General features: G+C 47.4%; 14 protein-coding genes. 7 read left to right on the plus strand and 7 right to left on the minus strand.

The genetic code is table 11. The features are described from left to right. Positions 1 to 22: 22 nt before the first annotated feature. From BP97_RS0110560 to BP97_RS0110585, 6 genes are all read right to left on the minus strand, one after another. Positions 23 to 1855 carry a sensor histidine kinase gene (locus tag BP97_RS0110560; RefSeq protein WP_028549067.1) on the minus strand — a complete coding sequence of 611 codons (1833 nt, stop codon included), beginning with the start codon at positions 1853 to 1855 and terminating at the stop codon, positions 23 to 25. Continuing rightward, positions 1855 to 2958 carry a response regulator gene (locus BP97_RS0110565; protein WP_028549068.1) on the minus strand — a complete coding sequence of 368 codons (1104 nt, stop codon included), beginning with the start codon at positions 2956 to 2958 and terminating at the stop codon, positions 1855 to 1857. Before BP97_RS0110565 ends, BP97_RS0110560 begins: the two co-directional genes overlap by 1 nt. Before the next feature lie 119 nt (positions 2959 to 3077). After that, complete coding sequence (locus BP97_RS0110570) at positions 3078 to 3974, minus strand: carbohydrate ABC transporter permease (protein ID WP_028549069.1); 897 nt, start codon at positions 3972 to 3974, stop codon at positions 3078 to 3080. 24 nt (positions 3975 to 3998) lie between these two features. Then, positions 3999 to 4913, minus strand: coding sequence for an ABC transporter permease (locus BP97_RS0110575; protein WP_028549070.1), 915 nt, complete (start codon positions 4911 to 4913; stop codon positions 3999 to 4001). Positions 4914 to 5015: 102 nt separating this feature from the next. Beyond that, entirely contained in the window at positions 5016 to 6653 is a 1638-nt protein-coding gene (locus BP97_RS0110580; RefSeq protein WP_051620496.1) for an extracellular solute-binding protein, read from the minus strand. A gap of 388 nt (positions 6654 to 7041) precedes the next feature. Further along, positions 7042 to 8211, minus strand: a complete 1170-nt coding sequence (locus BP97_RS0110585) for an oxalate decarboxylase family bicupin (RefSeq protein ID WP_028549072.1) — start codon at positions 8209 to 8211, stop codon at positions 7042 to 7044. Positions 8212 to 8477: 266 nt separating this feature from the next. On the opposite strand from BP97_RS0110585, the gene BP97_RS0110590 reads away from it, so the two are divergent. From BP97_RS0110590 to BP97_RS0110605, 4 genes are all read left to right on the plus strand, one after another. Beyond that, positions 8478 to 9209: an SDR family oxidoreductase gene (locus BP97_RS0110590; protein ID WP_028549073.1), complete on the plus strand. Its 732-nt coding sequence runs from the start codon at positions 8478 to 8480 to the stop codon at positions 9207 to 9209. Positions 9210 to 9268: 59 nt separating this feature from the next. Then, positions 9269 to 9934: a ThuA domain-containing protein gene (locus BP97_RS0110595; protein ID WP_028549074.1), complete on the plus strand. Its 666-nt coding sequence runs from the start codon at positions 9269 to 9271 to the stop codon at positions 9932 to 9934. A gap of 204 nt (positions 9935 to 10138) precedes the next feature. Further along, on the plus strand, positions 10139 to 10483 hold the full coding sequence (locus BP97_RS0110600) for an ArsR/SmtB family transcription factor (protein WP_028549075.1): 345 nt from the start codon (positions 10139 to 10141) through the stop codon (positions 10481 to 10483). A gap of 30 nt (positions 10484 to 10513) precedes the next feature. Beyond that, positions 10514 to 11029: an SRPBCC domain-containing protein gene (locus BP97_RS0110605; protein WP_028549076.1), complete on the plus strand. Its 516-nt coding sequence runs from the start codon at positions 10514 to 10516 to the stop codon at positions 11027 to 11029. Positions 11030 to 11166: 137 nt separating this feature from the next. Here the strand turns inward: BP97_RS0110605 and BP97_RS0110610 are convergent, their stop codons facing one another. Next, positions 11167 to 11655, minus strand: a complete 489-nt coding sequence (locus BP97_RS0110610) for a DUF2798 domain-containing protein (protein ID WP_028549077.1) — start codon at positions 11653 to 11655, stop codon at positions 11167 to 11169. A gap of 378 nt (positions 11656 to 12033) precedes the next feature. On the opposite strand from BP97_RS0110610, the gene BP97_RS0110615 reads away from it, so the two are divergent. The 3 genes from BP97_RS0110615 (at position 12034) to BP97_RS0110625 (ending at position 13987) form a co-directional block, all read left to right on the plus strand. Next, complete coding sequence (locus tag BP97_RS0110615; protein WP_028549078.1) at positions 12034 to 12234, plus strand: PspC domain-containing protein; 201 nt, start codon at positions 12034 to 12036, stop codon at positions 12232 to 12234. 37 nt (positions 12235 to 12271) lie between these two features. Continuing rightward, on the plus strand, positions 12272 to 12925 hold the full coding sequence (locus BP97_RS0110620; RefSeq protein WP_028549079.1) for a PspA/IM30 family protein: 654 nt from the start codon (positions 12272 to 12274) through the stop codon (positions 12923 to 12925). Positions 12926 to 13321: 396 nt separating this feature from the next. Further along, positions 13322 to 13987 (plus strand): GntR family transcriptional regulator, encoded by a 666-nt coding sequence (locus tag BP97_RS0110625; protein WP_028549080.1) that lies wholly within the window; start codon positions 13322 to 13324, stop codon positions 13985 to 13987. The last annotated feature ends 4 nt before the right edge of the window (positions 13988 to 13991 follow it).

Below are 13991 nucleotides of genomic sequence, written 5' to 3' on the forward strand. Positions count from 1 at the left end.
GAATAAGATGTCTCAAGAGGACTCAAAAGGGAAATTGCATGCGGACAAAAGCTCCCCCTTGGGGACTGTTGCCGATCTCGATGCCAGCGACAGTTGCGTGATAACGCATTCGCAGCCGGTATTGAATGTTCAAGAGCCCGATGCGTTGAAAATCGGTATAATCCGACTCAGCGTAAGCAAGCTGTTCACGAAGATCGTGCAAGCGCTGTGAGGCAAAACCGGCTCCGTTATCCGTAACCGTTACCTGCAGCGTTCCTTGCTCGGTCCGCTGGACGACGATATGCAAGCTCAACTGCTTGACATTTTTCTCGAAGCCGTGCCGTACAGTGTTTTCAGCAATCGGTTGAAGAATCACCTTCAGGCAGGGGATGTCGAGACAGGCCTCGTCGACCTGCAGTGTGTAGTCGAAAGCATCGCCGTAACGGATTTGAATAATTTGCAAATAACGCTTTAAGTGCTGCACTTCGTCCCGCACGGTAACATCCATATGCCGATAGTTGGCCGTATACCGGAACATATGGGCAAGAGATATCGTGATGCTTTCAATTTCATAATGCCGAATCTGTGTAGCCATGGAGTTAATAATTTCTAATGTATTATACAAGAAATGGGAATCGATTTGGGACTGCAGAGAAAAAAGTACCGCTTGCTGCTCCGCAAGCTTGGATTCGGACAATCGTTTAATATGCTGCTGAAGATCAGACAGCATCACGTTATAGGACTGGGCGAGCGTCGATATTTCGTCCTCACCCTCAATTGTAATCGGAACATCGATCTGTCCCCGGCCGGTTTGCTTCATGAACTGCTTCAGCTTGCTGATTCGGCGGGTGATGGACGAGGATACGAAAATAATAAAAATAGCCGATAGGGCCATACAGACTGCAGCTGTTGCGATAATGATCCGGCGAATATCTAAGACGCTGCCTGCCACCTCGTCATAAGGAATGACGATAACCGATTTCCAATCCGTACCCTCGATGGCTTGATACACCACAATCTCGTGAGAGACTGGAATGATAAAGGAACCTCCCGGAGTATCCTTCACCCGGCTCCGGATGGACTCATCCATCGGTGTCAACAGCTTGTCTCGCTGCGGATGGGCGACAATAAGCCCGCCCGAATCGATGATAAAGCCTACGCCGCTTTTGCCGATGTTGATTTCATTGAGGATGCTCTGCATCAAATCGGGCTTAATATCGATTTTAATGTAGGTCACTCCGTTGAAGCCAACGCGCTTCACTATGCTGACGATCGGCAGCCGTATAGGATTCAAGACCGAATCTACATAATTGGACGTGATGTCGGACAAATAGGTTACCTTTTGCATCGGATTAATTTGATTGAACCAGTGCTCCTGGACCATCTTATAGCCGGGACGAATCCCTGCATCGGTTGTGAAATAGGCTTGATTGCCGGACATATGGTACAGCATGACCGACAATAACTCTGGGTGCGTATTCGTAAACGGCTTAATATAGTCCGATTCCAGCACATAGAAGGGGACGACCGATTCCGCCTGACGTCCAATGCTCAGGTTGCTCCAGGCTTGCAGCTGCTCGCTGGAGCCTAATGTAAACAGAAACCGTTCGTATTCCTGCAAATATCGGACGAGGTTCAAATTAGCCTGCTTCAAAATAAGGCTGCTGAACTGCATGTCGTCCTGCTGAATCTTGCTTGAGGTTTCTCTTACTGTGAAGAAACCGATCAGGAGCAGGTTGGCAAACACGACGAGAATAAAGATGGAGACCAGCTTCCATTTGAATGAAGTTCTCCACCGGGACCACAACGGCTCGAGAAGCCGTACGAAGAGGTTAGAGTGAGCCTGGGCATTCTTTTTAGACGGATGTGGTTCCATTAGGCTTCCGCGACCATACCCATCCGCTTTCGGTACTCCTTAGGAGTAATGCCGCAAAAATCTTTAAAAATTTTCGCGAAATGCTCACTGTTCTCATACCCTACCTGGTTGGCTATCTCGTATATCTTTTGCTGCTGGTCAAGAAGCAGCCGCTTAGCGTTGTTCATTCGAACCTCTGTTAAATAGCCCAGAAGGGTCGACCCGGTGTGCTGTTTGAACAGAACGGCCAAATAAGACCGACTGATCGGAATCAGGTCAGCCAGCTCCGATGCGTTGATCTTTTCATAGAAATGCTGTTCGATATAGGCTTTCACTTGCGTGACCATTTTGGCGTATTCCGACGGCTGATCTTTTTTGCTCTGTTCGATCAATTGAAGCATGCTTTGCTCAAGGCGCATCACTGCAGCCAACCGGAAGTAAAACCGCTTGTCTTGATGCGGCATACCACTTTTGCCGTATCCAAGATGATGATCCGTAATACTGTAGGAGTCGGGTATTGTGAGTCGTGCTTCTTTGGCGATCATATCAATCCACGCTTCAGATAACGGACCGAGCAGGTAGTAGTCGCTTCCCGACCATTGCTCCATAGCCAGCAGCGTATCCATGACCAAAAGCGGGTATTTGTCCGATTGTTGGGTCCGAATCAGGTCTACCCATTTTTTCATAATTTCATGGGAATGGTTTAATTGTTCCGCCAGTAATTTATGGGCACGGTCCATCCGTTCTTTGTGTAACTCGGCCTTGGCGGATTCCAATGCTTGGCGCAAGGCGCTCCGCTCCACCGGCTTCAGAATATAATCTGTCACATGGAGAGCAAGAGCGGCCTTGGCGTAGCTAAAATCGTCATAGCTGCTGACGATGATACATTTCATCCATGGGTAGGACTGGTTGATTTCGTTAATGAGCTCCAGCCCGTCCATGATAGGCATGCGAATATCGGTAATGCAAATGTCCGCATAGTGGGTCTCGAGCCACACGAGCGCCTCCTTCCCATCTGAGGCTTCCCCGCTGATTCTTAGCGTCTCATCACCGCATTGTTCTATTTTAGCAATAAGTCCGGAGCGGATAGGAAGCTCGTCTTCGACAACCAAGATGCGCAGCATGCTGTCTCCTCACATTCAGTTAAGCTTGGATTTTTGTCATACCTTAGATCTTACAATGGGAAGTCGGAAAAGCTCAATAGGGTAATTTATTGTGCTATGTGTAAATTTGTCTTTGCGCCTTAGCCTTTAATAGAGCCGATCATAACACCGCGCACAAAATGTCTTTGTACAAAAGGATACATAATCATCAACGGCAGACTGGAAAAAATAATCAGGGAATATTTCAAAAGCTCATTCAAATACAGCCGTTGATTCTGGTCTGCAATGCTGGTCGTCAATGTATCGGAGGTGTTCATCATCAAGATTTCGCGCAAATAAATTTGCAGCGGAAACAAGCTTTTATTATTCAAATAAATGAGGGGGCTAAAAAATTCATTCCAATGCTCTACCGCGTAGAACAAGGTTATCACGGCAATAATCGCACCGGATACCGGTAGTACGATGCTTATGAGAAAGCGGAAATTGCTGCAGCCGTCCATTTTGGCCGAGTCCAGCAGCTCGTCAGGAATGTTCGACCGGAAAAAGGTCATTGTCATAATGACGTTGAACATGCTCATAGCGTTAGGAATCAGCAGCGCCCAACGGGTGTTCAGCATGCCCAGTTCTTTGACCAGCAGGTAAGAAGGGATCAGTCCGCCCGAGAAAATCAGTGTGAAGGCGAACACCATCATAATGAACTTGCGCCCGGCGAAATCTTTGCGGGACAGCGGATATGCCGCCGCTATCGTCATGGCTACGTTGATCAGAGTACCGACGACCATATAGAAAATACTGTTGGAGTAGCCTATCCAGACTGCTTTGTATTCCACGACGGCCTTATAGCCCTGCAGTCCGAAATCAACAGGATACAGCCATACTTTACCTGCAACGAGAGCCTCCGGCGAACTGAAGGAAGCGCTCAATGTATACAGGATCGGATACAGCACCAGTAAGAAAATAATGAAGGTAAATGCGTAGTTAAACCAGTTAAATAGCTTGTCTCCGCCGGTTTCGCGAATTAATCGGTTTTCAATCATGAGTCAGCCCTCCAAGGATGAAAATTACCATAAGCTTGTATCGTTTACTTTTTTGGCGATTCGATTAGCCGCAATGATCAGCACAAGACCGATTAACGACTTGAACAGCCCGATGGCCGTGGCGTAAGAATAGTTGGGCATCCCCGTAATAAACCCGGTTTTATATACGTAAGTATCGATAACCTCGGAAGCGTCCACGTTCATTGGATTTTGCAGCAGCAGCACCTTCTGGAAGCCGACGGTCATGATTTTACCGAATTCAAGAATTAAGAGCATGACAATGGTCGGCAAAATGCCGGGAATGTCGATATGCCGGATGCGCTGCATTTTGCTGGCGCCATCCACGATAGCCGCTTCGTGAAGCTGCGGATCGACGGAGGAGAGGGCAGCTAAATAAATGATCGAGCCCCAGCCGATATTTTGCCAGACGCCGGACCATACATAGAGCGATTTGAAATAAGCAGGCTCACCAAGCACATTGATCTTATGTCCGACAGCGAATTCGATTAGTCTGGACAGAACGCCTGTCATAGGAGAGAACAGCTGCATGACAATACCGACCAGCACTACAACGGAAATAAAGTGAGGAGCATAAGTGACGAGCTGTACGGCTCTTTTATACCGCTCGCGCCGAATATAGTTAAGGCACAAGGCCAAGACGATAGGTGCAGGAAAACCGATTAACAGATTGTACAGGTTAATGAGCAGCGTATTGCGGATGACCAGCTTGAAATCGTACGAGTTGAAAAAGCGCTGAAAGTGGTCGAATCCGATCCAAGGACTTCCCCAGATACCTTTTATAACGCTGTAGTTTTTGAAGGCGATTTGTAGGCCGAGCATAGGTACATAATGGAATGTGATGACGTAGACGAACGGAATGAGAATCAATGCGTAGAGCTGCCAGTTTTCTAAAATTTGTTTGCGTTTTGCCGAGATCATCTTAACCTTCCTTTCTTATCTGCGGATGAAAAGGGCGGACCCGGGCACCGCAGCAGCCTGTGCTGACGAAACCCGGGTCCTGCCGGTGCTAGCTCATGGAGCTTATTTTTTCGTTTTATCGTAATTGGATTGCAAAATTTGCAGGTACTGCTGCAAACCGGCATTGTCCAGTTCTTTCAAATATTTATCCCAATCCTTATCAATATCCAGGTTGCCCGTAATGAACTTCAGCATGAACTGCTGTACCGTGTTCTGAATGTTTTTGGTCACATCGCCGTATTTGGTCAAATCATCTCCGGACATGAACATGAACGGAACGCGCTTGTCAGCGGCGGCATAAGGCTTGTAGTATTTGTTCGTAATATCGAGGAGCTTGGCTTCCAGCTGGCTGTCCTGGGTTACCACGCCGCCTTCTTGGACATCGCGAGCGGTATATCTTGCTGCTGTTTGTCCCCATCGGATATTGGTTTTCGTTCCGAACGGTACGATCGGATCTACCAACGCCTGTTTACCGTTCAAGCCCATAACGCCTTCGGCAGGACGCTTCCAGCCTGTACCTTCTTTACCCCAGCTGGAGTTCGTGCCTTCTTGAATCCCAACTCTTTCGTCATACAGCCAATCGAGCCAACGAATAGCTGCAACCGGATCTTTCGCATCCTTCGTAATGACGAAGGCGCCTGGAATTGGAGCGAAGCCGCGGTCATAACCGAAGCGCTCTCCGTTCGGGCCTGCCAATACAGGAACCGGTACATAATCCTTGTAACGACCGCTCGGTCCGTTGTCTATCGTGAATTGTCCCCAGTAAAGTCCTGTCGCTGCTCCCAGCCTTGAGCCAGCCGGGTCTTCCGCAAGCGCGGTGAGCGCTTTACGGTCTTGAATGAACGATTCCGGCTGCAGAAGGCCTTCCTGCACTAATTTACGCATGTAGAGCAATCCGTTCTTATAACCAGGCTTGGATGCGGAGAACTCCACCTTGCCATTGTTCAGCTCAACATAATTGCCTTTCTCGTAATAAACGAACGATTGCATGAGGAATGCATCAGGCTCATTATTGGCTGCATTGGCTCCTGCGAAAGGAACAGCTTTCGGATCCATCTGCTTAAATGCTTTCAATACGTTATAAAATTCATCTGTCGTTGTTGGTACTTGCAGCCCAAGCTTGTCCAGCCATGCTTTATTGATCCACATCTTCTTCGGCATCGTGGAATGGACGACTTCGCCGACATTTGGGATGCCGTATATGTTGCCGTCTTGTGCATACATATACTGTTTGACATATGGAGCTTCCTCCATAACCTTCTTGATATGAGGCGCATATTTGTCGATCAGCTCATTCAGAGGCTGAAAAACCCCTTGGGAACCGAGTGCTACGAGCTGACTTGCCGAAATACCGGCATTCATGAACACATCAGGTAAATCCCCGCCTGCGATCGTTACTTGAAGCTTCTCTTCCTTCGCGGATTGTGGAACAACGGTCCAATCGACGTGAATATTTGTTTTATCTTCATACCATTTGGTGAAATCGTTCGTTGTGAGGTCCTCGATGTTCGGATCTCCGACGACGTATACCTTCATCGTTTCTTTGTTCTTCACAATCGGGAACGTTCCAGGCGCGGTAAGATTGTCGGCTGCTGCTTTCTGATCGGCTGCCCCTTTGCTTGCGTCTCCGCCGCAGCCGGTCAGAGCAACGGTCATGCCTAGTGCCACTGCAAGTGAGGCAGGAATGATTTTCTTATTCAAAGCGATTCTCCCCCTGTACTTAACTGTTTCTTCTGTATATTTATTATGTTGGACAGGAGGTGTCATCACAATGAGGGGATTGTCTAAAAACCATAGTGATTGTTTTACAATCCTCTGAGAATGTTCATAAAAAAGAGAGCTTGTTCAGGCTCTGAGTCTTTCGAGAAAACGGATTTATAGGAAGATGACGGAAGACGGGAGGTGGGGTATCCCCTGGAGGAGCGGAAGCGCCCGCCTTTGTTATCGGGAAATCCCCTCTGTAAAGCAATTGAATATTTCCCGATAACAACAGCGGCCGGAGGGGGATACCCCACCGGAGTACCACATACACTTCCGAAGTAGCAGGGGTTTCTCAACACTCTAGAGAGCCTGTTACGCCTCCTAGCGATTAATATTTCACCACAGGCCACTTCTCCTTGCGCAGCGAGTGCATTAGCTCCGGTGAAGCATGCAGGGTATCTTGCACAAGTTGATGCGGAGTTAAAGCCATCCACTGGTTCAGGGATACGTCGGCGAACCGATTGCTCTTGAACATTTCCAGAAACCATAAGCTCTGATTGCCGGTGTTCTGGATATAATGTCCAAAGGCAAACGGAACGTAGCCCACGTCCCCGGCCCGGACGTCAAAGGTTCTGGCTTTACCGTTCGCGGCGAATACGGTCATGCGGCCTTGGCCTGTAAGATAATACTGCCATTCATCATTGTTCGGATGCCAGTGCATTTCCCTCATTCCTCCAGGCTCAATCTCGACCAATGCGGCTGCGATGGCAGTTGAGATCGGGAAGTTGGTAGAGTCTACGATGCGGACCGTTCCGCCTGGAGTGCGGATGGGCTCTTGGGCATACAAGTGATGAGTGAAGCTCAAAGGGATGGTTCCTTGGGGGTCTGCAACCTGTTGAGAAGCAAGAGGCCCGGGGACGCCGGCTTGGAATACATATCTCTGCTTGTTCGGAATGTTGGCGAAGGCACTCTCCGGCACGCCGAAATTGGCGGCCAGGACGTCCTTCGGCGTATGCGCGAACCAGTCCGTGATGCTTAAGGTGTTGTTGTCGGAGAAGGCCCCGTCATCAAAGACAAGCAGAAATTCGCATCCTCCCTCCAAGCCTTGGATGGAGTGGGGAATGCCTGGCGGAAAATACCACAAATCCCCTTGTCCCACGTCTGCAATGAAATTTCGTCCATCCTGATCGACGGCCGTAATTCGAGCACGTCCCAGAAGCATCAGGGACCATTCCGCCTGCTGATGCCAGTGGAGCTCCCGGACTCCACCTGGCGTGAGGCTCATGTTAACGCCTGACAGAGTTGTTGCGATGGGGAGCTCCCTAACTGTAACCTCACGAGCCCAACCACCATGCTCTAAACGCATGTTGGTATCCGAGAACGAAAATCTCATGTTAGGCATAGTGCCCGCATCGGTTGAGGGAGGTACGAGCATATCAGGGTTTTGCAGGTCGCGCATAACATCTCTCGGCCCTAGATCAACGTTCCCAGCACCGTCAGCCCGGATTGGCTGAGGCACTTTGACTTCTTCTGATCGATGAGGCGGCTGTCTGTTCATTTGCATCCTCCTTTAAATTTTCACATGAGGTTTCTGAAGCCGTTTTTCAATTTCATAGTTTCTCTACAGGCTCGGTTTTCGAAGAAAACCTACTTATTTTTCTAATTTATGCTGTGGACGACTTTTCCTATGTCGGATTAAATGATGGAATGACAGCCTTAATTAACGTTGCAAACGAACAGGGATTCAGATGTCACTTGAGGAATAAATAAGGTAGCGCAGCAGCGGATATCTAAAGGTGCAGCTATAGAGGGGAATGAATTCAAATGACAACTCAAATCGCGTTGATCACAGGAGCTGACCGTGGAGTAGGACTGGGCTTGGTTAGTGAACTGCTCAGTCAAGGATTCACTGTGTTTGCAGGGAGATATGCTTCTTCAGAGGGGCATTTGCAGCAGCTTCAATCTGAGTATAAGGACAGATTGAAGCTGGTTGATTTGGATATTGCCGATGGGGACAGCGTCAAAGCAGCGGCGTCTATAGTCGGGCAGTATACCGACCACATTGACCTCTTAATTAACAATGCCGGAATTCTTGGAGATATAGAAGCGACCGTAATGGATGAGCTGGATTACTCGGAAATGCAGCAGGTGTTTAATGTCAATACACTGGGGACACTGCGTGTAACACAAGCATTCCTGCCTATGCTGCTCAAGAGTGCGCGTAAGCTACTTGCCAACATCTCTTCGGAGGCGGGAAGCGTCGGAAGCTGTACCCGTATTAACTGGTACGCGTATTGTATGTCCAAAGCGGCGCTTAACATGCAGTCGGCGCTCATCTACAACCAGTTTAAAGCACAAGGGCTGAAGCTGCTCGTGCTGCACCCAGGCTATGTGCAGAGCTATATGCATGGTGAGCTGAATACAAAGGCATCTCTCACGGTAGAGCAGGCGGCTGCCAACATTGTACGTGTAATCGATAATTATGATTCCTATGAATCCATTGACGGCAAACCGCCATACATTCATACAGCCACAGGAGAGCGGCTAGTGTGGTAATAACCTGGGCAATGCGGATGTAAATGAAGTTTTATTTATAAAAGGAAGGGGAAGTTGGCATGGCGGAGGTTAACGAAAAAGCAGGACAAGCCATTGTGCTCGGTGACGTTGAGCGGATGATTTATCATCCATTGGACCGTATTGAGAAGGATTTGAATGAAATACTTGGAGAGCACTTTGCTGTAACTTTTACCGAGGATTATGAAGTGATGCATAAGGAACGTATCAGAAGCAGCAATGTATTCGTCTCCTATACGGATCGTTGGGACGGTCCGGTGACGGACGAGCAGGCGGAGGGCTTGATCCAATTCGTAGAAGAGGGAGGTGGCCTCGTTGTGCTGCACACGGGGGTTTCGCTCAGCGCACATGATAAGCTGTTAGAGCTTATAGGTGCCCGGTTTACAGGCCATCCTCCATATCAAATGCTGGACTTTGATTCAATAGTGACAGGTGAGTCGGGCAAGCGGCATCCGATCGTACAAGAGCTGGAGCCTTTTCGATCAGAGGATGAGCCTTACCGGTATGCTTTTGCAGAAGGCGTTGAGAAGCAAATCATTCTCCAGTATACCCTGGATGGAGAGAGCTATCCTGCAGCTTGGGTGCGACATGTCGGGAAAGGCCGGATGGTATCGCTGATGCCCGGCCATAATTCCAATTCCCTGCAGCATCCTCAGGTGCGTAAGCTTATTTTGAGAAGCTGTCTTTGGGCTGCGGGTAGGATTTAAAAAGAGTGTACGCAGGTGTGTGCGCTTTAAGGGATCGTCCTGAGGTAAATGGCATCGGCATTGAACCGGTGCTATTTTATTTTTTACTAATATTCCTTGACGGGAATATTCCTTTTGGTGTATATTCATATCAACGGAAGATAACTATAGTGATGAAGGAGATGAGATGATACCTGGAGACCACTACTTAACGAGGTGAGCAGCATGTCAGGGAAGAATCCGGGCATAGACATGACGATGCTGAGCGCTTTGGCGGAACCTAATCGAAGGGATATCGTCGAGCTATTGCGCGACGGTCCCCTGACCGTGGGGGAAATCGCCGATAGGCTGGGACTTCGTCAGCCCCAAGCCTCGAAGCATTTGAAGGTGCTTAGCGACAACGGGATTTTGGAAGTGAAGGCCGAAGCTAACCGCCGGATCTACAAGCTCCGGCCCGAGCCCTTCCAAGCGCTGGATTCTTGGGTAAAGTCATTCCAACGCATCATGGAGGAAAGATTCGACAATCTGGAAGACTACTTGCGGGAACTGCAAAACAAGGAAAAATCATAAAATCATTCAAATCGATGAGGAGGAATTACAATGTCAAACAACGCAATAGTTTCGAGGGTAGAGAATGATCGGGTACTGGTGCTGGAGCGCGTTTTCGATGCGCCGCGCGATCTCGTGTTCAAGATGTTTAAAGAGCCTGAGCATCTTAAACGCTGGTGGGGACCGAGAGGCTGGGAGGTTCCGGTTTGCAACATCGATTTCCGTCCGGGTGGCGTTTGGCACTACTGCATGAAGTGCGTCGATCAGAATCAAGGTGAATTTTATGGTATGGAATCTTGGGGCAAAGGCGTTTATAAGGAGATAGTTGAGCCTGAGATGATCATCTATACCGATTACTTCTCAGATGCTGAAGGCAATATGAACGACACCATGCCTTCGACCGATATTACGTTGGAATTCATCGATTTGGGTGGCAAGACGAAGCTGGTCAACCGTGCTGAGTATGTGTCCGCAGAGGCTCTCAAGACCGTTATGGACATGGGCATGCTGCAGGGCATCACCGAAACTTGGGACCGTCTGGAAGAGCGCCTGAACGAGGTTAAGTAAGAGTAAAAATATAGGGATGGCCGCCTGGCTCTGAGAGCAGGCGGCTGTTTTCATTTTGGCATTTTCTTTGAAACCCGTGGGTAGTCCTTTGCCGCCCATACCTTTGAAATGATTAGTAGGTGCGGCCATCCAGTACTTTAGCTAAAAGATTCCGTAACTCTTTTATCCTTAACGAATTTAACAAATAAATACCGAACAATAGGCCCTACAATTAGGAGTTGTAGAGGGAAAGCGAAGATAAAATTTTTAAAAACTAATGCAAAATAACTCTCAATTAATGTTTCTCCCATTAGGCTGTTAGATAAGTAAGAAGCCACCAATCCATAAAGAGACATACAGAGAACCATTCCACTCACCATAAAAAATGCAAGAGATAGAATCACAAATACCTTCTTAGATTTGTCATATGGTAATGATAGAGCAATTTTCTTTGCCACTGGACCGACAATAAATAATTCCAATAAGGAGGCAATAATAAAGATCAGAACAAGTTGAATAAGTATTTCCGTCAGGGATATCGTGCCAATTAAGCCGTTTGTAAATAAATTATAAAATGTCATGAATACGACCATCCCGGAGCACATCATCAACCCAAAATACAAATCTTCTTTCTTAGTTGCTGGCAATTTCCATCATCCTCTCTGTTTACCCTTGTTATTATAGAGATAGTGGAAGCCTCCGCATAAGTGAACATTCTGTGAATATTTGCTGTGCTCCAATGGGAACATTTCTACCTTTTTTCCTATCTATCCGTGTTAACAGTGAAGGCCATTCAACGAATATGAATGTAAAGAGGCTCTCTGAATGCAGAAGCCTCTTTTTTGCGTTGTTACGGCTTCCTCCCGTCCCAGGTCAGAGGGCTTCCCCGACTTAGGCCTAGGTTACAAAACCGTCGCCGGTCCATTTTGCCGACAACGAGTTCCTACTACAATAAAGACATGAAGAACAGAGGCTAACAAGAACATTGAAACCTAACGAGTAACAATAAAAAAGGAGAACCTGCCATGACAAAACTATTTCGTTCAACATCCAATCGGAGATTAACCGGATTGTGCGGAGGATTAGGTGAATATTTGGGCATTAGCCCTACGTTGATTCGTCTCATTACGATTATCGCGGCTTTCTGCAGCTTCGGAACGACGATGCTGATTTATTTTATCGCAAGCTTGTTCATTCCAAAGCAGTCTTACGTTCATTATTTGTAATAACGGATAAATTCTAACTTATAGGAGGATTCTAAACATGGGAGTATTAAAAAGATTGGTCGATATGTCAAAAGCCGCAGCACACGAGGCATTGGATAAATGGGAACAGCCGGTGACGATGCTGAATCAATATCTCCGCGATATGGAGGAGGAGATTCACTCGGTAGAGCAGGCGCTCACGAAGCAGACGGTTTCCGAGCGCAGGTTAGAGCAGCAAAAGACTGAAAGCGAGCGTGGCGCTGAGCTGAGTGAACGAAAAGCAGCGGAGGCATTAGCCGCAGATCGTACCGTGGAAGCACGGCAAGCGGTGGAAGCCAGATTGACCTATCTGGACAAAGCTGCGCAGTATGCAGAAGCTTATGAAGCGTCCAAGCAGCGTTCCGCTGAACTTGCCTATCAGCTAACCCAAGCCAAAACGGAGTATGCTAGTATGCAGGCCAAACGGAATGAGCTGGCTGCTCGTGCCCAGAAAGTGGAGGGTAGAACGTTGGGTGCCAATAAGCAAGTCTTTAGTTATGGTGTTGAAACGGGAACGGCGGCCCGAGGCTTTCAAAGAATCGAAGAGACGATCATGCAGAAGGAAGCGCAAGTGGAGCTGTTGAGCTCTATGAAGGCTGAAGCTGCTGCATCAAGAGAAGCTTTGATCGAAGAGCAGCTGAAGAGAATAAAAAGCAATGTCGCTTCCTCATAATCCGAGATAGGTGATTATTGAGAAATATCAGAGTCCATTAAATAGTTGAGGATAGCTGTGCGAGCTCCGGAGATTTCCGGGGCTTTCTGTGTACCTAATGTAAAGTTATTTTGAAAAAAGTGCAATCATCCACAGAGTTATTCACACAGTACACAGCCCATTATGATATACTGTGCATAAGTTTATTACTGTCTATTAACATATCCACATACCGAGATGTCCACATGGTAACTATCCATACAACTCCTCCTCCAATTGTATTGCCTTTCCCTTGATTGCTATTTCCAATATTTAATTCTATTGATCAGGTAAAAGATCATATTGACGAAGTTTTTTGTATTTTGTATTATGTATACATAGAACGAATTGTCGATTTGATGAAAGGTGTAGGTTGAAATGGCTCCATCCAAGTTTAATTTAAAACCGATTGATAAACCAACAACCACCAAAGAGAGGGCATACAACGAGATTAAGCATGTGATTTTAAGCGGCTACATTACATCTGAAGAAATTTTTACAGAAGTCAAGCTGGCCGAATTGCTTAATACGTCACGCACTCCGGTGAGGGAGGCTTTGGCCGATCTGATTAAAGAAGGGCTGATCGTCTCGATTCCGCGCAAAGGTATGGCTGTTCGTAAAGTAACGGAAAGCGAAATGGAGCAAATCTTCTTACTTCGCACTACGATTGAAACCAAGGTTATCCAAAAGCTTGCCGAAACCATCAGACCGGAGCAGCTAGAAGAGCTAAGGGACATCTGCAAAGAGCAGGAAGAAGCTATGTCGAACAATGATGATATCGCTTTCATTAAGTTGGATCAGACCTTTCATATTGCTTTAACTCGATTTGTCGAGTATGAATTGATCGAGCAAATGCTGCTGAATTTGCATAATCTTTCACAGCTGATCGGGCTTCGCGCTATTCGAAAGAGCAACCGGATGAAAGAAGTGCTGGAGGAGCACCTGGACATTATCTCTGCCATTGAACGCAAGAATGTCGAGGAAGCCGCTATCGTTATGACGAAGCATTTGGATAACACCAAAGAATCCGTTATTAGCAAATAACTCA

The organism is Paenibacillus sp. UNC451MF, from assembly GCF_000686845.1.
Taxonomy (GTDB): domain Bacteria; phylum Bacillota; class Bacilli; order Paenibacillales; family NBRC-103111; genus Paenibacillus_S.

Coding starts and splice junctions, on each gene's coding strand:
- BP97_RS0110560 (WP_028549067.1), bottom strand. CDS start 1,855: ATGGAACCACATCCGTCTAAAAAGAATGCCCAGGCTCACTCTAACCTC.
- BP97_RS0110565 (WP_028549068.1), bottom strand. CDS start 2,958: ATGCTGCGCATCTTGGTTGTCGAAGACGAGCTTCCTATCCGCTCCGGA.
- BP97_RS0110570 (WP_028549069.1), bottom strand. CDS start 3,974: ATGATTGAAAACCGATTAATTCGCGAAACCGGCGGAGACAAGCTATTT.
- BP97_RS0110575 (WP_028549070.1), bottom strand. CDS start 4,913: ATGATCTCGGCAAAACGCAAACAAATTTTAGAAAACTGGCAGCTCTAC.
- BP97_RS0110585 (WP_028549072.1), bottom strand. CDS start 8,211: ATGAACAGACAGCCGCCTCATCGATCAGAAGAAGTCAAAGTGCCTCAG.
- BP97_RS0110590 (WP_028549073.1), top strand. CDS start 8,478: ATGACAACTCAAATCGCGTTGATCACAGGAGCTGACCGTGGAGTAGGA.
- BP97_RS0110595 (WP_028549074.1), top strand. CDS start 9,269: ATGGCGGAGGTTAACGAAAAAGCAGGACAAGCCATTGTGCTCGGTGAC.
- BP97_RS0110600 (WP_028549075.1), top strand. CDS start 10,139: ATGTCAGGGAAGAATCCGGGCATAGACATGACGATGCTGAGCGCTTTG.
- BP97_RS0110605 (WP_028549076.1), top strand. CDS start 10,514: ATGTCAAACAACGCAATAGTTTCGAGGGTAGAGAATGATCGGGTACTG.
- BP97_RS0110615 (WP_028549078.1), top strand. CDS start 12,034: ATGACAAAACTATTTCGTTCAACATCCAATCGGAGATTAACCGGATTG.
- BP97_RS0110620 (WP_028549079.1), top strand. CDS start 12,272: ATGGGAGTATTAAAAAGATTGGTCGATATGTCAAAAGCCGCAGCACAC.
- BP97_RS0110625 (WP_028549080.1), top strand. CDS start 13,322: ATGGCTCCATCCAAGTTTAATTTAAAACCGATTGATAAACCAACAACC.